Raw genomic sequence first — 20241 nt, forward strand, 5'->3', positions numbered from 1 at the left:
GGAGTAAAGGGCACAAAATTTTGGGCGATAGTTTGTAAACTCATCAATAAGATGGTTACAACGATGCCAATCTTAAAAAAAGTAGGTTTTTTCATGATAATATATTTATAAACATTTAACCAACATCAGGGACATAATGAAGACCAAATGGTGCTTTTAAATTAGTTCTTTTCCTTAATTTTCAATTTTTACAACAGACATATTTCCGTTATAGGCTTTATCTCCTTTTGATTGTAATTTATTCATTGCTTCATCTAGATTATCAAATTTCTGGTAGTAAATAAAATACTTACTTGTATTGACATCGAAGAAGAAATTAATATTATTTTGTCCAGTGGACACAACTTTTTCTAAGAAAGCATCTCTATCCTTAGCATTATCATGAACAGCAATGATCATGTAAAAGCCAGTATCTACATTTTGAACACCTTTTAAGATTTGCACATTCCCACTTTGCTTTTCTCCAAAGTAAAAGTCTTCGGGAGTTAAAGGTGTGTTGCTTAATGGTGTTGTTGCCTTAATTCGTTCTAAAGCAGCTAAATCCTTTAAGAATCTATCTTTTTCATTATCAAATTGAGCACGTTTAATACGTCGTCTTCTTTCTATTTCTGTTTGTACATTAATAGTCTCTAAGGTTGAAACCAATCTCGCTTTTATTTTTTCCGATTGCTGTTGTTCAGCTCTTATGCTTTGAATAGTTTCTAAGTAATACTTACTCGTCGCATCGTCTTTGTTAGAACCTTTTTTAATTCTTTGAATGTAAAGCTCTTCCAACTCCTTTATAGTTTTATTTCTTTCAGCCATGGATCTATCCAAATCGGCTTGTAAGGCTGCTAATGCTCTGTTTTCTGCAGTAATACTCTTAAATGGTTTTGGTTCCAAATAAATACCTTGCTCACTTAAATCGTTTTCTTCCCTTAAATCTTTAAGGTCTTTATCTTTTATAGCTATGGCCTCATCTAACCTATTTAATAATTCTTCTTGTACCATTTTAGACTCTTTGTTTGTTTCAGTTAAAGCAAACATCGATTTGGACAATTCATCTTTTTGAGTGACTTGAGCATCAGCTTTCACAATTTCTGTTTTCGCTTTGGCCGCTGCTTCTGCAGCTAATCTAGCTTCCTCATCTGCTTGAGCTTGGGCTGCTGCCAGCGCCGCTAATCTGGCTTCTTCATCTTTTTGTGCTTGGGTTGCTGCCAACGCGGCTAATCGAGCTTCCTCATCTGCTTGGGCTTTCGCAGCTGCTAATGCGGCTAATCGAGCTTGTTCATCTTTTTGTGCTTGGGTTGCTTCTAAGGCGGCCAATCTAGCTTCTTCATCTGCTTGGGCTTTCGCAGCTGCTAACGCGGCTAATCGAGCTTGTTCCGCAGCATGAGCCTGAGCAGCTGCTTCGGCTGCTGCTGCTTGGGCTTGAGCTTTATCTTCTCCATCAAATATGGCTTGCTGCTGAGCGTCTTTTCTATCTTGTGCTCTTAACTCGGCTGCTAGTCTTGCTTCTTCTATAGCTGCTGCTTTGTCGGCGGCTCTTTCTTCTGTTACTCGAGCTCTCTCTTCTGCATCCATTTTTGCCTTGTTAGAAAGACCTGGCTTTTTCTTCTTATCTGGAGAAAGAAGAGCTTCTTCCCTATCGTCTCCACTATAATAATATCTGTCTTTACTTTCAAATTTATAAGCCAAGGTAAATTCATGTGAAGCACCAAAAGTGGCTAAGTCGCCTACAGCTTTTTCATAATTGTATTCTACAGCAATTTGTTTCGTGATGTTAATTCCAAGTCCTCCAGTAAATCCGTAAACCGTATTATAACCTGCTTGAGCCCAAATTCCTTTAGGAACTGTAAGCATGGCTATTCCTGAAAAAATAGTTTGATCTTTTTTAAATTCAGATCTAATTAAAGTGGTGAATTTACTTTCATCAAAAAATCCACGGCTAGATAAATAACCTGTATACATAAGATGTGCTTGGACACTTTGTTGCGGATCTTCTTTAAGAAGTTCGGAAGATTTAATATTGTATTGAACCAAATTATTTACGGACAAACCAAAGTCGAAAAATACCAATCCGTAATTTATTCCTGGACTAACACTAAGAACCATGTTATTAGGAATGTTATCTAAAGATGGATCTGGTTGATTAACAACTACTTTCCCATCATTAATACTGCTTTTATAAAACCCAAGATTTAAACCAAAGGTTAAGTTGCTGTCTGTATCTAATCTAGCGTTATACGCCATGTTTACAAGACCTCCAAAGGTGGTTAATACCCCATAATTTTGTTGAAAAAGACCAACTCCAACCCCAATATTTTCTCTAAATCTTCCAGAATAATTAATTAGGTAGGTTTGTGGAGCATCATCAAACTGGCCCCATTCTCTTTTGTTGGTAATATTGATATACGTGTTTTGTTCCCTTACAAAACTAAAAGTAGGATTTATAACGTAGCGGTTAAATTTTAGAGAACTTCTTACAGGAATAGCCAACGATACAACACCGTCTTCTTGAGAGAAGCTGAATTGTGTCGAACAGAAAAATATGACTATTATAAGTAAAAATGTTTTCATATTATTTCACGATGGTTATAGAACCTTTTTTTGTTTTATTATCTTGTGTAGTAATCACATAATAATAAACTGGATTGACACTTTTAAAATTCCATGAGTCGTCATTAGGCCAGTTATTTTGATACTCCTTCGTATTTAAAACGACTTTCCCATAAGAATTCATAATAATTACTTGGGTATTTGTTCCACTTACATACTGACTAGGAATTACCCAAGTATCGTTGATACCATCGCCATTCGGACTGATTAAATTTGGAATATCCGCCACATCTGGAAATGGATTTGGAGTTTCTGTAATTTCAAATATTAATTCATTTGAAACCAAACAGCCTGTTGTTTGATTGATAATAACTTTATAATTTCCAACTTGTGTGGCTTGGTAACTATTTCCTATAGCTCCTGGAATTAGAGTATTATTTAAATACCATAAAAATTCTGGAGCATCCGCAGTTGTACTTATTATAACGTCTAAACTATCTCCCGGATCTATCGTGTTTTCAGGATCTACGTTTAAAGAACTGGTAAACATTTCGCTTACCAAATTAATGCTTGCCGAAGCAGTACAGCCACCTAAATTAACTTGTACGGAATAGGTTCCAGATAATTCGGTGTTATAAGTTTGGTCTGTGGCTCCAGAAATAGCTGTGCCATTTAAATACCATTGGTAACTAGTACCTGTAGATGTGGTCAAAGTGGTTGAACCTCCGTCCGGACAGAATGGATTTCCAAGACTAGATACAATAGTTGTTGTAGAACCTGTAGTAGACTCTGTTACAGTAACTCGATTAGAATAAGAGTCTGAAGTACAAGTACCATAATTAGTTTCTACAAAATATTTTCCAGGGGAATTAACCGCTAGACTTTCGCTGTCTGCTACCCAAACCGAAGTTGTTGGCCCTGTTTCTCTATACCAATTATAAGTAAGGTGTGGATAATTTAATGGAGAATCGTTTAATCCAGTACCAGGATTATCTATGGTTAATATATAACTTCCTCCAGCACAATATACTGCAGTTGGAATTAAATGATTGATTGTGAACGGACTGTCTTGAATTTTGTAATATGCAGGAAAAGCAGGAGAAGCAGAACTTGTTGCTCCCGGAGCCGTACTTTTTATTCTTATTCTATAAGTCTCTCCAGCCGTATCTGTTGGCAACGAAAAACCTAAAGTAGCAGGAGATGAAGTCACCTGACCTGCGTTCGATGTATAAACTTGGGTGGGATTAGCAAAGCTACCATCCGCATCAGACATTTCTATAATAAACTGATTTCCGGCACCTAACTGGGCTGCTGGTGAAAAAACAAACGTAACATTATAGGTATTAAACCCATCATTAGCACAAGCCTGAGTAAAACCTAAATTTGGAGCACCAATAACTATCTGAGCTTTTAAGTTCTGGCTAAAAACAAGAACTGAAAAACACAAGACAAAAAAAAGGTTTCTTACAAAAGTAGTTTTATGCATACACTTAAATTGTTTGTATTCGGTACTAAAAGCCAAGGAGTGTCTAGGTAATAAATTCCAAAGTCACTATACAACTATCGGATTTAAAACATGTTAACGAATTAATTTAAGGTTAAATGTCTAGAGCGAATGTTCATGATATTGGGTAAAACTTTCGAATATTTGGATTTTTTGAGGTTAAATAGTTAGTTATTAGGTTCGGTTAATTTAGTCTAAACTAGATGCAATAATTTTATTAATACGCAATCTAAAGTCTGGTCTTTTTGAGTTTTTTATATCAATAAAAGTTTCAGAATCCAATCCTTTGGAATACACATTAAAGAAACTACTGTTTCCGTACCAACTTTCTAAATCTTCATTGTTGGAATTGTACTCCACAAAAATATTTCCTTTGCAATTATTGAAATACATTTCGGTTAATCTGATTTTATCTAAATTTTCGTTATTGATTTTAATTTTATTCTCAAATAAAACAGCCGGATTAAATCCAGAAATAACGCTCTTGCCCATGTCTAAAGATGCGGCTTCAGCCACATAGATAGCTTCTTTAACCAAGCCCATTTTAATTTCAGATTGTAAATCATCACTAGAATTAATAAGTGTTAAGTTGGTACCTATTACTGAAGTTTGTTTTTTAGAGAAATCGATTTCACTTTTATCATTCGCGTACGAAGCCACATGCATGGTTCGAGATCCTTCAGGACTAGAAATATATGAAGACCTTACAGCCAGAGAGTTGTAAATATTACACTGTGTACCATAATTAAAGTTATAATCAATACGATTGGATTTATACGAAACCATTTTGCTCAAGTTCACTTGACCGCCATAAACGCTCAATGAATTACCTTCAGAAAAACTCATCATAACATTTTCCATTATGGTCTGACTCCCAACACCAGCCAATAATAGCGCGTTAAAATTATCACCATCTGGTAGTTTCTTGCCAGCAAATTCAATTCTTACATATCTTAAAATTCCAGAATTGTCTTCAATGTTTTCTCCACCATAACTTATTTGCTCGTAAGAAACAGATTTAAAATCATGGTTTACAGAAGAACCATTTCCAAATTTATTGATCGGGGCATTACCAAGAATGATTAGTCCTCCCCAATCTCCAGCTTTCTTAACACTTCTATTAGAAGTAAAAACTATAGGATCGGTAACAAGGCCTTCTGCAATTATAGTAGCTCCTTTGGTAATAATTAAAGCACCATTGGATTTAAAGTCTCCAATAATAACGGTTCCAGGTTCTATAGTTAAGGTGGCGTTATTTGTAACAAAAACATTTCCTAATAACATATAGATGTTTTTCTTTACCAGTTTTGTGTCGGCAGTAATATTACCAGTAAGGATTTCGGTGGCTTCACCGTACTCTACCTGTTCTGGAGTAAATTCTGTCCAAGAATTCAACCAGTTATTAGTACCAATAATTCCTTTTTCTTGTTGTGCGTTGACACTGCAAAACACTAGTAGAAAAACACTTAAGATTTGGGGTAGATTTTTCATAGTTAAAATAGTTATTTATTAATCATAAATTTCTCTTAATAAAGTATCAAACATAGATTAAAATTCTATTAAATACAAATAAAAGCGATGAAATACATCAATTAATTTCAATTTGAGGGATTTTCTTACAACAATTAAAATCATTTTTTCTGGAAAATATTAAAATTTACATTTTACAAACTGAAAAACAATTATAATTCCTGGTTTAAAAATTCCGTACTTGACACTTTACAGATATTTTTCCCATTCACTTAATTGGATTAAAATTTTCTATTTCATTTAAAGAAAACTCTAATCACTTACAGCAAATTGAAAAATCAGCAAAGGATTTGAACGTACTAATTATAATCGGAATTAAAATCTATTGTTCTGACTATATATATGAAGTGATTTTAGAGTTTCTTCATAAAATAAAATAGCTGCAACTAAATTTGCCCTATCAGAATAGGGTAATATTTTATTCTGAAAATCCATAGTGCTCAAGAAATAATTTGTAGTAGCACTGATTTGATCATCCAAAGCTTTTCTGTTTTCTTTTGTGTCGGGAATTCCAAAAGTTGACATTGTAACACCTGGTTTTGTAGCAAATGCTATATAAGGTAAAATCTTTACAATAATTTCTATTCGCTCAATATACAAATTCAGCAAGCTACCTTTTTGCATGGTTTCCAATTCTTTACGATCGTGGTATTTAGAGATTCGTACATCTTGGCTAATAATGCTTTTAGGTGCGTTAGTTTGGGCATATCCCATGCCAGCCATTAATAAAAAGGTAAGGCAAAATAAAGTAATTTTAGTTTTCATAGTAGATATTTATGGGTTCTATAAGACAAATTTATGTAATTAATCGTAAAAACCAAGCGTTTGGTCGATTATTTCTTGTTTTTTATTTTTTCGTTGTAAAAAATGTTAAAATTTTAGTTTCTAACTTTCAGAAAACAATGCAATTAGGAGAAAAATGTCCTTGAAAAAAAATTATTTTTTTCCATCTAACAACCTGTTCCTAAAAAGATTAATAGTATCTATAATTAATTTTAAAGGTTACTTATTCTGTATAATGTCTTAAAAAAAGAAATACGGTTGAAAACCTAATTTTTTGGTTGTTTAGGATTTAGTGGACGAATCGTCATCTCATTAATCAACATATTATCGGGAGTTTGCAATACATGCAAAACTGTATGAGCAAGATCTTTTGCTTGTAACATGTTAGAATGGGCATCTATACCCGAACTTTTAAAAAAGGAAGTATCTATAGAACCTGGATTTATACAGGTTACTTTTATATTAAAAACTCTAAGTTCTTTAAAAAGGGCATCGCTAAAACCCTGTACCCCAAATTTAGTGGCACAATAAGCCGTGCCATCTACACGTCCTAAAGAGCCAAGTATAGAACCTATATTAATAATATGAGTACTGGAGATTTTGGGTTTCATGAGTTTAACAATTTCTGAAGTGATATAATACAAGCCATTTAAATTCACATTTACCATTTGATACCAAGTCTTTTGGTCCATTTCATCTATAGGAGCAAAAGAACCTACTCCGGCATTGTTAATTAATATGTCTGGGGAATGAGTTATTGAAAACGCTTTTCCTACCCATTCTTTTACTTTTTGAAAATCCGAGATATCAAGTGGTACAGGAATAAAGCTTGTTCCTAATTCTTTTTTTAGGTTTTGAAGTTTGTCTGCTTTTCTGCCTAAACCATATACAGTTGCACCATTTTCTATTAAAACTTTGGAAATAGCAGCTCCTAAACCGCTACTGGCACCGGTTATAACCGCAATTTTTGATAAAATATTCATAATTAAGATTGCTTTTAGTGATATATTAAAGGAAGAAGCTCAACTCTCTATGTTCTTGATTTTAGCTGTTGTACGAGAAGATTTAGACTGTTTTGCAAAAACAAATTCCATTTGGACACCAAACACTGGTCATTAAATTCAAACTCATTTTTATACCTATATATTTATAGATCTCTCTAAGAAAGAAAGCATATGTATCTTAGTCCTTATTAGCAATCTGATAACTTCCCGGAACGGTACGAAAAGCAATGGCTATTCGGTTCCATCCATTAATTGCCACAATGGTCATTGTTAAAGCTAAAAGTTCCTTATCCGAGAAATGGGTCTGTACTTTTTGATACAGCGCATCAGAAACCTCATTTTCAGAAATTAAAGTTAAGGCTTCTGTATATTCCAGTGCAGCGCGTTCCTTATCCGAATAAAAAGATGTTTCCTTCCAAGCGGATAAAACATATAAACGTTGTTCTGTTTCACCTGCATGCCGTGCATCTTTGGTATGCATGTCTAGACAATAAGCACAGCCATTAATTTGAGAGGCTCTTGTTTTTACCAATTCAAAAATTATTGGATCTAATTCAGAGGCTACTACATATTTTTCCAGTTCCAACATGCCTTTTAAAGCCTTAGGATCTGTTTTAAAATAATCCATGCGTTCTTTCATTCTACTTTTATTTATTGGTTAATTTTTTAAACTATCTACTTCCAAAAACTTATCCTTTAAAAGACTCAGCGAAAAAGCTGCAGCCGATGCTATAAACACCGAATAATCCAAAGGGCTTTTTATCCCTAGGGAAAAAGCCATCGAGACTCCAAATATAAAAAGTAAAATACCACTTAATTTAGCCACAAGTTCCGTTTTAAATCCAATTAAAAGAAAAATGGCAAAGACGATTTCTGCAGTAGTGGCCAAAAAGCCAACGACAGGAATGATGGTTTCTGGAAACCATGGATTTATAACTGCCGTGTATTCCAAAAAGGCATCCCAGTTTCCCCAAACAGCATATTCCTTTCCCCAAAGTCCAAATCTATCAGCCACAGCCGATAAAAATCCGATGGAAATAGATATTCTTAAAAAAAGCTTGATGAGTTTCATAGCTGTTTTATTCGTTAAATTTTTGAACATTATTTACATTGCGCCCGTTTTTTATTTAATTTAATCGGTGAACCTAAAAAGCTTCTTTTACAATATGTTCATCAGAGACCTTCAAATTCTTTAATTGGTTTTCTACGGCATCCATCATAGCAGGTGGACCACACAAATAAAAATAGGAATTTAAAGTATTACCATGGGTTTTTATAAAATCCTCAGTAATATAACCATGGGCATATTCTTTCGTTTTTTCTTTCGATAGAATGTTTGTGAAATTATTTTGCAACATAGCTTCAAATTCCGATCTAAGAATGATATCCGATTTTCTTTTATTGGCAAAAATAAGTTTGTTGTTACCCAATTGGTTCTTTGATTCTAAATCTCTAAGGATAGAAATAAATGGTGTTACTCCTGCTCCACCTGCTATAAAAGTACCTTCACCTTTATAGGCTATCGCGCCAAAAATATCGTTAATTATCAATTGGTCCCCAGATTTTAAGCTAAGTAACTGATTGGTGACCCCTTGATGCGACGGATAGGTTTTTATATAAAACTCCAAATGATTTTCATTGGGAAGTCCAGTAAACGTAAAAGGTCTGCCTTCGTTTTCCCAACTGTCTTTGTACAAAAATATTTCTGTAGCTTGACCGGGAACAAAATTCACTCCTTTTGGTCTCTCTGTTACTATATGTAAAACATCTGGAGTAGCATGCGTGATAGATGTAATTTTAACAAGTTCGTTTTTCATGTTTTCTGAGTATTAAATTTATAAATTAACATACAAGTATGGCATTAAGTTCTAGGTTGAAAATTTATTCTCTCAGATTTGGGACGCTTTTTAAATCCAAAAGGATTTGGTTTAAAACTAATGTTTATCCATCTCTTCCATGGCTATGGTTGCATGGGCATAAGCAGCTCCTGCGCGCATTTCGGCAGCTACCCAAATAGCTTCCATAATTTCTTCTTTGGTGGCTCCCTTTTTTAAGGCTTGAGGGGTATGCGCCCGAATGCAGTATGGACATTGGGTAACATGTGCAACGGCTACCGCAATAAGTTGTTTGGTTTTTTCGTCTAAAGCTCCAGCCTGAAAAACGGTTTTGCTAAATGTGCGCCAAGCTTCAACATTTTTGGGAGCAAGAGCAGCTTTTTTAGAAATTAAATCTGGAGTGGTTTTTGGAAACATGTCATCTTCTTTCATAATTATATGGTTTTAAAATTTTATAAAATTCAGTGCTGCCTAAAAACATAAGCTACTTCAAGAAGAATGATGGTTTTTTAATAATTCCCTTAAAAACAAATGGTTGTTTAAGCTTAAAATTCAATTTCAGACGTAGCCGTCCATTATAGCAATAGCATGAAAATCAGCTTCAATTGTTATACTATGGACAACCATTTCTGGTACATTTGTCGGTACCGTAATATGCGTAATTAATATAGGAATTTTGATTCATATTTAAAAATATATCTTTTAAACAAAGGACCCGTACAACTCTTGGTTCCAATACATTATAAGATAGAAAATACCAAAAGCAATAAACAAAATAACCAAGGCCCAGACCCAAGAAGGAATAGCTTTAGGAGTTTCTGATCCTTTAATTACAAAAAAGTCTTTGTTCTCGCTTCCATAGGCATTAATTATTAAAGGCACATGGGTATCTACGGTTTCATTTTCTTTTAAACCAACTACCGAAATAGCAGGTCCATTTCTAACCACAAACGGGATTTCGCGAATGCCCTCAATACCATCTGAAGATTTCGCGACAATTTTTAGCACGTGCTTCCCATCTGGAATTTTGGTAGTATCCAGTACTATTTTTACTGGAGGCGCAAATGAAGCAAAGGGCTTTGGATCTTCATCTAAAAAAACTTTTATAATTCTATGATCTTCCATAACTAAAATCCTTCATTTTTAACAATGTTCTTAATATGGTCTGGTTGATTTTCTCTAGGTTTAATAAGGTATTTTAAACTTAAAATAAGGGTAGTCCCAACAATAATTGCCGACACCCAAATAATAATATAATCTAAGGTTCCAGAAGGTCCAGCACCATGTGTTACATTCTGTAATATCTCTGGTTGGTTTTTTTTACAAACATCGCAAGCTTGAACTATTTGTTGTCCAAATAGAAAAAACAAGATGAAAACCGCTAGTATCTTTTTCATAAGTTATGGATTTAGTTCCTGATTGATAAATTCTCTAATTTTCTTCACATCGTCTTCGGATACGGGTGGTGCATTGTTGCTCCAACTACTACGTTCGTGGGTAGCAATAGCAGCAATTTCAGCATCTGTAAGCAATTCGCCAAATGGCTGCATGACTCCAAAAGCCGTGGTACCATCGTAACCCTGAATAATAATTCGAATAAGGGTTTCATGATTTTTATCATTAACAATTTTGCTGCCATCTAAAGGTGGGAACGCTCCAGGAATTCCTTTTCCATTGTCTTGATGACAAGCCATACACACTTGTTTGTACAAATTAGCACCATCTGGGCCAGCTGGCGCTCCTTGGGAATCGGCCGTAGTACCAGATACCTGTTTTCTCTTTTTGGCAGGAATAAAATCTTTTGATATCCCTGTAGGTAACTCAGTTTGTTTCAAGGATTTTAAATAATCTACCAATAAAAGAGCTTCTCTTGAGGCGACAAGCACGATGCCCGGTTTATTAAAGTAAGCTTCTGGAACCACAACTTCTCTATCGTCTTTGGTCAACATACTTTCTGGCATTTCATAAAACAACCAGGGATAAGACGGCATAACAGAGGCCGAAACAACAGCACGCGGATTGTATAAATGAAGTAAGTGCCAATCTTCACTAGGTTGGCGAGCTCCTATACTGGTTAAATCAGGACCTGTTCGTTCACTTCCTAAAACTGAAGGCGATTGTCTCCAGATATCCAAACGTTTTTTACTATAAAAATAATCTGATGGAATGGAGGGTCTGGAACCCCAAACTTTATCCATTTCTATGTTTCTAACTTGTTGTGTATGGCAGGCCATACAATTTTCCCTAACATAGATATGAAGTCCTTCTCGTTCGGCTTCTGTTAAAGGCTTTTCGTCTGGTATGGCTACTGTTTCCTGCATTTGATAAGCTGGAAGGATGGCAACCATAACACTTAAAGCAACAAACACAAGGCCTGCCGTCAGCACTAAATTTTTATGATCTTTATGAAAGTTAAGCATCTCTATATCTTATTTAACAGTTAATTTCTCTAAATTTTTTCTTGGAGTTGAAGCTTTGGTTTCTCGATAACCTTTCACCATATAATAAAAGTTATAGGCAAAAACCAAGTGCGAAACAAACATCAGCGAACCTCCAACAGCGCGCCATACCCAATAAGGTTTCATAAGGATAACCGATTCTATAAAAGCTTCACCTTCTATCCAGCTTAGACCTTTGTAAGTTCCACCAGCCATAAGAGAGATCATATATGCAAATAGCCCAATAAATGCCATCCAGAAATGAGCTCCAACTAAAACTTGAGGTGGCTCCTTTCCTGTAATTTTTGGTAAAATGGCATAAATGGATGCCCACAACAAAAAGGCAATAATACCATACATGGTCATGTGCGAATGTGCCACATTAAAATCGGTGAAATGCCAAACAAAATTTGTAAATCGGAAGGCTTGAACACTCCCTTGGGTAGAGCCCACAAAATAAAAGATAACTCCTACTAAAAAGAAGGGCAACACATAGCTTTTAGAAATGTGGTTCCAGCTTCCTTTCATGGTCATTAAAAAGTTGGTGGTTCCTGCTACCACAGGAATAAACATACCTGCACTAAACACAATGGCTACGGTTTGTAACCACCATGGTAACGGACTAAACACAAAATGGTGTGTACCAATCATGGTATAGAACAACATTTGGGTCCAAAAGGCCAAAACTCCTAAAGAATAAGAGTATATGGGTTTGTTTAAAGACGATGGTAAGTAATAGTAAACCAAACCTAAAGTAAAGGTCATAAACCACATCCCTACTCCTTGATGCATATAATATCCTTGGATAACCGTTTCGCCCAAACCATCTTGGTAAAATGGTAAATATCCAATAACAGTTAATACAATGGTCCAAATTAATGCTGCTAGAATAAACCAATTAGAAATATAAATTTCAGAGATTTTTCGAGTAGCAACGGTTTTATAGAAATTCCAAAAGGTTAATATCAATGCAATGGCAAACAATAACATAATAGGCCAGATGTATTCTCGATACTCCCCTCCTCCATTATTGATTCCCGCCATTAAGGAAAGACTTCCTAAAATGATGGTAACATTAATTAAACGCCACCCATACCAAGCCCATTTATAATTATAAATAAGATTGTTGGAGGTTCGTGCAATTACAAAGTACCCCAAGCCAATCATAGCCAGCGAAGACCAACCCCAAAACACCATATTGGTATGTACTGGTCGTAATCTTCCAAATGAAAGCCAAGATTGATGGTCCATTTCTGGCCAAATAAATTTCATGCCCAAATACTGTCCAATAAGGGTTCCTAAAACCAACCATAAAGCGGCTGCCCCAATATAATAGATTACTATTTTCTTTAGTTCTAAAGGCGTTTCAATACTTAAAATAGTTTTTTGCTTCTCGTCAAATAAGGCATTACTAGGTTTGTTATCGATACGTTGAATAATTCCTTTTTCGTCAAAAACATCATGCTCACCTCCTAATTCGTTTCCTTTTAATTTGTAGTTAAGAGCAGCTTTTCTCTTTTCAAGAATATAATCAATATCCTTTTCTTCCATGGCTATCAGCTCATCGTCGAAAGCCATTTTATGTTTTTCTCGCTGCTTGCCTTTCATACCATCGATGTATCCATTTATTTTTGCCAATAAAATAATAACAGCAACAATAAATACAATGGCAATTAGAACAAAAGTTCCTATAATCCCTGGACTAGATAACCAATTATCTGTGCTAATGGGTTCGGTTTGAGATAACGCAATTTGCGGAATCCCTACTACTAGGCAAATGAGGTACCAAGCCGTTTTTTTCATAATCATGATATTCTTACCTTCTTATCAGGTATTGGTTTAATTTTTTTTTTATCGCTTTAAAAAAACCTGCCCGTCTTTTAGTCCTAAGGCTAATTCCTTTAAAGTTGTCTGGTCCAGCATAACTTTTAAATCGTTTCTAATGCCCACAAAATTATGGTGCATGGGACAAGGTTGGTTCGCATCGCAAGTTCCAAAACCTAAAGCACAACCGGTGTACAAGGAATTACCATCTATGGCGAAAACAATATCGCTGATTTTAATTTTATCGATTTGTGAGTTTACAATTGTAAAGCCCCCATTAGGTCCTTTTGAGGAGCTTAAAATATCCTTTTTGGCCAATTGGTGTAATATTTTAGCTGTAAACGCTTCTGGAGTATCGATATTAGTAGCTATCTCCTTTAAATTTACACGTTGATCCTCTAAAGATCTCATCGCAATAAAAACACAAGCCTTAATGGCATACCTACATGCTTTTGAAAACATTTATTTTTTATCAAAGTTATGGTACAAAAGTAGTCAATTTATAATTCTGACAAAACTATCTGAAATTAAATTTTATGGGAAAATAAAAACTTTTAAAAAAGACTAAAAAGTCTTAAAATAGCTCGTAGTAGGCAATCACAAGGATTGTGATAATTTTAAATTGAAAAAATTCGATGAATTTTTTGTTGAATTTTAGTCAAAATATTCCAAGGTTTTAGAAGTTTTTGATTACAAATATTTCAAATTTTCCTACAAAATAAAAAACCCCTCAAATGTGATTCTAAAACTAACATAAATCACTTGAAATTAATAGCTAGTAATCTTCCGGATTAATAGGTATTTCAAACATTATTTTTGCATAAATTAATATCTATAAATCTCTAATTCCTTCATGACATATTTAAGCAATTCCCTTCAAATCTAAATAGTTACAAAACAGTTAAAAAAAGCTCTGAATTTCCAAAACTTATATCTTAATATATTTTAATGCCAATTCATACAATTTTAAATATTAGTGCTATTTTCGGCACAATAAATGTTATTAGCACCGTTATACATAAAACTAATATATATGCCGAAATATTTTTTCCTTTTAAGTCTTTTCATTTCCACTTTTGGTTTTGCACAAAATTCCGCGTTTAAAGCCGGCGAAAAATTAACTTTTGCAGCTTCCTACAACATGTCTGGGGTCTTAACCGAATTGGCACAAGTAAACATGGAAACTAGTGAAATTAAAACCTCCAAAGCCACACTGTTACGATTAAAATGTACAGCTGCTACGTATAGCAAATGGGATAATTTTTTTAAAATTAGAGATTTGTACGAGAGTTATGTAAGTCCCACAACCGTAAAACCTTATCTGTATAAAAGAGATATTTATGAAGGTGGCTACTCTAAATTTGTTCAATATAAATACAGCCATTCCAAAGGAACAGTGGCAAGTGTTATAAAAAAGAAAAAGAAAGGTGGCGGAACCTACGATCAAAATAACACCTTGAGTATTTCTAGTAATACCAAGGACATTGTCTCTACAATTTATTATTTACGAACCTTGGATTTAAACTCCTATTCCCCAGGAAAAACAGTTACTATGACCGTTTTATTTGACAATAAACCCACTGAAATTGTAGTGAAATATGTGGCCAAGGAAACCATAAACACCAACATTGGAAGCAAAGCTTGTCACAAACTAGCCATTTCCATTAAAAACAGCAACATTCTAAAAGGGACCAACGATAATTTACTTTGGCTCACTGCCGATGAAAATAAAATACCGGTATTCGCTAAATTTAAAGTGGCTGTTGGTAATGGCGAATTAAAAATTAAATCTGCAACTGGCTTAAAAAATTAATAAGATGAGAAAACTTTTTATTGTATTAGGAATTATCGCTTCGGTTCTAGCCATTATCCTATCTGTTTTACCAGTATCCAATCTGGCTTATTTTCCAGCTATTGCAGCGCTTCTATTTGGACTGATAGCCTTTTATCTTTCCAATAAAAACAGCCAATCAGTAAAAACAGTCCAACTGGTATTTTTACTAACTATTATTGCGCTTTCCGTCTCAATTTATAAATCCATTTTCCAAACTGCGGAAGTAGGCGATACAGAAGAATTGGAAATAAGACAGCAGGAATCTGTTGACGAAGCTAAAGAAGAACTCGAAAATTTGGATTTTGATTTAGACGATGCCGATCTAGATCTAAATGAAGAGGATATAGATTTGAATGAAGAAGATGTAGATCTAGGCGATTTTGAAGATATAGATATGGAGTAAAACCCCATTCCTTTAAACCCTTACAAAGCCTTGTATGCCTTTATTTATAATGGTCTACAAGGTTTTTTTTATATCACTAACTTAACCTGTTCAAAAACACAGGGTCGGCATAGTCGAAAATCAATAATTAAAATTTGGCAAGCTAGCATACGCTTTTCAGCTTCTAAACAACTTCCATTAAATCGACTTCTTACCACAAAAATCTCCTAACACGTTTCATTTATCAACTTTTTTTCCTTTATTTGATATATAAGCTACCTATTTATGAAAATAACTGCCATTGTTTCTATATTGACTTTGGTTGGCTCCTGTGCTACGACCAAGTATAGCACGAAGATTCAGACTTTAAAAGACAATATCAAAATTACAGATAGTGCTTCTGTTATGGAGTACGCCCATACCATTAAGGCTTCAGAGTTAAAGGACTTATTATACATTTATGCAGGTCCGGAATTTGAAGGGAGAGCTACTGGAGAAAAAGGACAAAAAGATGCTGCTAATTTTTTAAAATCCTATTATCAAGCACAAGACATCTCCTCTCCTATTAACGATTCGATTTACTTTCAATACATCCCAAAATCATATTTTATGAAGGAAATGGAAGCTTCAGAAAATGTATTGGCTTTTATTAAAGGAAAAGAAAAACCAGAGGAAGTCTTAATAGTTTCAGCTCATTACGATCATTTAGGTATAAAAGACAGCCTCGTTTATTATGGAGCAGATGATAATGGCTCTGGAACTGTAGCCTTACTTGAAATTGCACAAGCTTTTAAATTGGCGGAAAAAGATGGTTTTTCTCCTAAACGTTCCATTCTCTTTTTGCATTTAACTGCTGAAGAAATTGGCTTGGAAGGTTCAAGATTTTATACCGAAAACCCTATTTTTCCCCTAAATGAAACCATCGCAAATTTAAATATAGACATGATAGGACGAATTGATAAAACTCATGAAAACAATCCAAATTACCTGTATTTAATTGGAGCAGACAGATTGAGCAAAGAGCTTCATATCCTATCAGAAAAAGTAAATAACACCTTCTTTAATTTCACTTTGGATTATAAGTACAACGATGAAAATGAAAGTAATAAATACTATTCCAGAAGCGATCATTTTAACTTTGCCAAACACAACATTCCCGTTATCTTTTATTTTAATGGCGAACATGAAGACTATCATAAACCAACAGACACAGCCGATAAAATAGATTACAACCTTTTAGAACGCAGAACCCAATTAATATTTGCCACAGCTTGGCAACTTGCAAATAGGGAAAATAAACTTATATTAAACGAAAGTATGTAAATTGAACCCACAGGTGTTAAAATTTAGTAAAAACACCTACCCACCCTATTGGGTTTAATTACATTTGTTTTAATCGTAACTAATTTTTAACTAAAATAATTATAATGAAAAAAGTGCTAGTACTCATTTGCTGCGTTGGATGGATCCTTTCTTGTGGCAGTCAGAAAGCTGAAACCACAACTCAAACGTCACCCCAAGAAATTAAATCCCCTTTAGATATTACCAAATATGGGGAAACCATAACTTCAGCTGAATTAAAAGAGGACCTCTATATTTTTGCTTCAGACGAGTTTGAAGGACGAGGAACAGGTGAAGCCGGAGAGGAAAAAGCTGTTAAATTTTTAAAAGATCATTACGTAGCAATGGATGTTCCTGCCGCCTTACCCAATAACAATTATTTTCAGGAGGTTCCTTTAGAAAAATCAGCTGCACCCGAAATTACGCTTAAGGTAAACAACAAGTCTTTTACTATGGTAGATGATTTTGTTTCAGTAACGTCTGTTCCAAATGGCACATTAAATACCTCCGAAATTGTATTTGCAGGTTATGGTATTGATGATGAGGCGTATTCAAGCTATAAAAACCTAGACGTTAAAGGAAAAGTGGTTTTAATCCGCTCGGGAGAACCAAAAGATGCCAAGGGTAATTATGTAATTACAGGAACAAGCGAGGCTTCAAAATGGTCTAATTTCATGCAAGCTTTCAGAGTGAAACGCGACGTCGCTAAAGAACAAGGCGCAAAAGCTGTTTTCTTTTACTATCCAGAAATCTACGCCATGGCAGCAGCACGTCTTGGAGGATCTAATGGTTCTATTTCGTTGCGAGGGAATACCGAAGACATGTATTATTTTATAATTAATACAGACCTGGCAAAAAGCATGTTGCCCAACATTGAAACCACTGTGGAGAACCAAACCATTGCCATGCCAATCCATATGACTTATAAAAATAATTCTACAGCAATAGTTGGTAAAAATGTCGCTGCTATTATAAGAGGTTCTGAAAAGCCAGATGAAATTATAGTTATTTCTGCGCATCTAGATCATGAAGGTATTAAAGATGGGGAAATTTATAATGGTGCAGACGACGATGGTTCTGGATCTGTAGCTTTACTTCAAATAGCTCAAGCATTTAAAAAAGCACAAATGGAAGGTCATGGTCCTAAACGTAGCATTTTATTGCTGCATGTTACTGGTGAAGAAAAAGGGCTTTTAGGTTCGCAATATTATACAGATTTCGATCCTATTTTTCCTTTAGCAAATACGGTAGCCAATTTAAATATTGATATGATTGGACGCGTAGATCCAAAACACGAGGATAAAAACAACAACTATGTATATTTAATTGGAGCTGATAAATTAAGTACAGAATTACACGAAATTTCGGAAGCCGCAAATAAGAAATACATGAACATCGAATTGGACTATACCTACAACGATGATAACGATCCAAACCGTTTCTACTTTAGAAGCGACCATTATAACTTTGCCAAAAACAACATTCCAGTTATTTTTTATTTTAATGGTACTCACGCCGACTATCATAAGCCATCGGACACACCTGATAAAATAAGATATGATTTATTGGAAAACCGTACCAGACTCGTATTCTATACGGCTTGGGAATTAGCGAATAGAGAGCAAAGAATTGTAGTGGATAAAGCCACTGAATAATTCTAAAATAAACTCATTAATAAAAAGCTTTCCAAACCCGGAAAGCTTTTTTGTTTTCGCAAAACTTTAAAAATTCCGTCTTAAAAACCTTTCGAGTATTTCATATCTTAATAAAACCCTAAAAAACACCTTCAAACCCACTTATGTAACTCTTGTTACAAAGCAACACCTAGAGTAAGTCTATATTTGTTGTTCATGCAAACCATAAAGCCTTATATCGCCTTGTTGCTTTTAACCATATTCTTGGCCAAGAATACCTTAGTAGATGCCAAGCTATTGGTTTCATTTATGTCCACCAGCGACCTTACTTTTATAAATCCGTACTGCAAAAAATTGCAACCTACAAATTTAGAGCATGAACAGGTTGTCTCACAAGATTCGCAAACAACGGTCATTCCTTTTTCGGCATTTTGCACCCCTCAATTTCAATTTGAAGCTGTAATAACAGACATCCGTTTTGAGTGGCAGAATTATCCAGAAACCAATTTTATGTCTCCAAAAACCTATCAGGTTTTTAAAGACCCTAATTTCCCTCCTCCACGAGTTTAGTTTACTTATCAGTTTTACATCTTTTTGTTTTCACCAAAATCTTAGATATTTAAGTTTCTTGGCTAAAACAGCATGCCTAAACTATTTTTAAACGAAATTTTATGAACACACATATATCTGTGAGTTTAACCTCTGTTAGACTTCTTAGAATCATGCTTAGTGGTATTTTTATTATTGCTGGAGCTAGTCATTTATTAAATCCAGAAAAAACCACGCAGCGCATAGAAATGGCCAACTTTAACGAATTTGCTTATTTCTTTGGCAAACCAGAAATTTTAGTCATTTTATCTGGAATAGTCCTGCTTGTTGCTGGCATCTCATTTGCTATGGGATTTAAAACCAAATGGAGTGCAATCATTCTGTTGGCGGTTCTTATTCCTATAACAATTACGGTACAAATAGGCCAGCTAACCACTTTAGGTCCTCTCTTTAAAAACATCGCCATTTTTGGTGGGCTGTCATTTTTCATTTTAAATAAAACTCAAAAAAATAAACAATCAAAAGTGAACTCGTAATAGAGCTTGCTTTATAATTATTAATAAAGGAATCCTAGTGGTTTTAAAAAAGTTTTAAATCCTTCATACTAGTTTCCTATAAATAAACAAACACATGAAATCAAATATCATTAAAACGTTAATAGTTGCGCTATCTCTATTCGGACTAACAACAATTCAAGCACAAAAAAGTACCCAAAACTATGTGGTATTAACTAAAAACATTCAGCAAATACAACCTATTTTATTAGCTGCTGAAACTTTAAAACAAGAAGACGGAAAACAATTTGGAGATTTTCAAATTATCGTTTGTGGCAAGAACGTTGGCGATGTTACAGATGCCTCAAAAATGGATGCATTTATAACAAAGGCCAAATCGCTAGGTGTTACCATAAATGCCTGTGGATTCTCGCTAAACAAATTTAAAATTGATCGTAACGCAGTTCCAAAAAGTCTTTCTATAGTGGAAAATGGCGTATTGAAAAGCCTACAACTTCAGAAAAAAGGATATTACAACTTAAGCTTATAAT

Annotated in this window: 21 protein-coding genes; 7 read left to right on the forward strand and 14 right to left on the reverse strand. The window is 34.4% G+C overall.

The genetic code is table 11. The features are described 5' to 3' along the window. Nucleotides 1-174: 174 nt before the first annotated feature. The 14 genes from VKY47_RS14160 to VKY47_RS14225 form a co-directional block, all read right to left on the reverse strand. The gene (locus VKY47_RS14160; RefSeq protein WP_324313495.1) at nucleotides 175-2559 is read right to left on the reverse strand and encodes a PorP/SprF family type IX secretion system membrane protein; all 2385 of its coding nucleotides are present in this window, start codon (nucleotides 2557-2559) and stop codon (nucleotides 175-177) included. Between the two features lies 1 nt (nucleotide 2560). Beyond that, complete coding sequence (locus tag VKY47_RS14165; protein ID WP_324313496.1) at nucleotides 2561-4024, reverse strand: T9SS type B sorting domain-containing protein; 1464 nt, start codon at nucleotides 4022-4024, stop codon at nucleotides 2561-2563. 207 nt (nucleotides 4025-4231) lie between these two features. Next, nucleotides 4232-5533, reverse strand: coding sequence for a hypothetical protein (locus tag VKY47_RS14170; RefSeq protein WP_324313497.1), 1302 nt, complete (start codon nucleotides 5531-5533; stop codon nucleotides 4232-4234). A 354-nt stretch (nucleotides 5534-5887) separates the two neighbouring features. Continuing rightward, on the reverse strand, nucleotides 5888-6337 hold the full coding sequence (locus VKY47_RS14175) for a hypothetical protein (protein ID WP_324313498.1): 450 nt from the start codon (nucleotides 6335-6337) through the stop codon (nucleotides 5888-5890). Nucleotides 6338-6621: 284 nt separating this feature from the next. After that, entirely contained in the window at nucleotides 6622-7338 is a 717-nt protein-coding gene (locus VKY47_RS14180) for an SDR family oxidoreductase (RefSeq protein ID WP_324313499.1), read from the reverse strand. A 199-nt stretch (nucleotides 7339-7537) separates the two neighbouring features. Then, nucleotides 7538-7999 carry a carboxymuconolactone decarboxylase family protein gene (locus VKY47_RS14185; RefSeq protein ID WP_324313500.1) on the reverse strand — a complete coding sequence of 154 codons (462 nt, stop codon included), beginning with the start codon at nucleotides 7997-7999 and terminating at the stop codon, nucleotides 7538-7540. An 18-nt stretch (nucleotides 8000-8017) separates the two neighbouring features. Then, nucleotides 8018-8431, reverse strand: coding sequence for a DoxX family protein (locus tag VKY47_RS14190; RefSeq protein WP_324313501.1), 414 nt, complete (start codon nucleotides 8429-8431; stop codon nucleotides 8018-8020). Between the two features lie 73 nt (nucleotides 8432-8504). Further along, a complete protein-coding gene (locus tag VKY47_RS14195) occupies nucleotides 8505-9176 on the reverse strand; it encodes a ferredoxin reductase domain-containing protein (protein ID WP_324313502.1) in 672 nt (223 codons plus the stop codon). A gap of 117 nt (nucleotides 9177-9293) precedes the next feature. Continuing rightward, the gene (locus tag VKY47_RS14200; RefSeq protein ID WP_324313503.1) at nucleotides 9294-9626 is read right to left on the reverse strand and encodes a carboxymuconolactone decarboxylase family protein; all 333 of its coding nucleotides are present in this window, start codon (nucleotides 9624-9626) and stop codon (nucleotides 9294-9296) included. 270 nt (nucleotides 9627-9896) lie between these two features. After that, nucleotides 9897-10319: a cytochrome C gene (locus VKY47_RS14205; protein WP_324313504.1), complete on the reverse strand. Its 423-nt coding sequence runs from the start codon at nucleotides 10317-10319 to the stop codon at nucleotides 9897-9899. Nucleotides 10320-10321: 2 nt separating this feature from the next. Then, complete coding sequence (locus VKY47_RS14210; protein WP_324313505.1) at nucleotides 10322-10591, reverse strand: hypothetical protein; 270 nt, start codon at nucleotides 10589-10591, stop codon at nucleotides 10322-10324. Between the two features lie 3 nt (nucleotides 10592-10594). Beyond that, nucleotides 10595-11614 (reverse strand): cbb3-type cytochrome c oxidase subunit II, encoded by a 1020-nt coding sequence (locus tag VKY47_RS14215; RefSeq protein WP_324313506.1) that lies wholly within the window; start codon nucleotides 11612-11614, stop codon nucleotides 10595-10597. 9 nt (nucleotides 11615-11623) lie between these two features. Next, entirely contained in the window at nucleotides 11624-13435 is a 1812-nt protein-coding gene (locus tag VKY47_RS14220; RefSeq protein WP_324313507.1) for a cbb3-type cytochrome c oxidase subunit I, read from the reverse strand. A 48-nt stretch (nucleotides 13436-13483) separates the two neighbouring features. After that, nucleotides 13484-13918 (reverse strand): RrF2 family transcriptional regulator, encoded by a 435-nt coding sequence (locus VKY47_RS14225; RefSeq protein WP_324313508.1) that lies wholly within the window; start codon nucleotides 13916-13918, stop codon nucleotides 13484-13486. Nucleotides 13919-14489: 571 nt separating this feature from the next. Here VKY47_RS14225 and VKY47_RS14230 point away from each other — a divergent pair. From VKY47_RS14230 to VKY47_RS14260, 7 genes are all read left to right on the forward strand, one after another. Further along, on the forward strand, nucleotides 14490-15269 hold the full coding sequence (locus VKY47_RS14230) for a DUF3108 domain-containing protein (RefSeq protein WP_324313509.1): 780 nt from the start codon (nucleotides 14490-14492) through the stop codon (nucleotides 15267-15269). Between the two features lie 4 nt (nucleotides 15270-15273). Next, a complete protein-coding gene (locus VKY47_RS14235; RefSeq protein ID WP_324313511.1) occupies nucleotides 15274-15693 on the forward strand; it encodes an FUSC family protein in 420 nt (139 codons plus the stop codon). 264 nt (nucleotides 15694-15957) lie between these two features. After that, nucleotides 15958-16995 carry a M28 family peptidase gene (locus tag VKY47_RS14240; protein WP_324313513.1) on the forward strand — a complete coding sequence of 346 codons (1038 nt, stop codon included), beginning with the start codon at nucleotides 15958-15960 and terminating at the stop codon, nucleotides 16993-16995. A gap of 104 nt (nucleotides 16996-17099) precedes the next feature. After that, nucleotides 17100-18668: a M28 family peptidase gene (locus VKY47_RS14245; protein ID WP_324313515.1), complete on the forward strand. Its 1569-nt coding sequence runs from the start codon at nucleotides 17100-17102 to the stop codon at nucleotides 18666-18668. A 195-nt stretch (nucleotides 18669-18863) separates the two neighbouring features. Beyond that, complete coding sequence (locus tag VKY47_RS14250; RefSeq protein ID WP_324313516.1) at nucleotides 18864-19217, forward strand: hypothetical protein; 354 nt, start codon at nucleotides 18864-18866, stop codon at nucleotides 19215-19217. A gap of 101 nt (nucleotides 19218-19318) precedes the next feature. Continuing rightward, nucleotides 19319-19732 (forward strand): DoxX family protein, encoded by a 414-nt coding sequence (locus VKY47_RS14255; RefSeq protein WP_324313517.1) that lies wholly within the window; start codon nucleotides 19319-19321, stop codon nucleotides 19730-19732. 94 nt (nucleotides 19733-19826) lie between these two features. Further along, nucleotides 19827-20240 carry a sulfur reduction protein DsrE gene (locus tag VKY47_RS14260; RefSeq protein ID WP_324313518.1) on the forward strand — a complete coding sequence of 138 codons (414 nt, stop codon included), beginning with the start codon at nucleotides 19827-19829 and terminating at the stop codon, nucleotides 20238-20240. Nucleotide 20241 lies beyond the last annotated feature (1 nt).

This window comes from Xanthomarina sp., from assembly GCF_035306705.1.
Taxonomy (GTDB): domain Bacteria; phylum Bacteroidota; class Bacteroidia; order Flavobacteriales; family Flavobacteriaceae; genus Xanthomarina.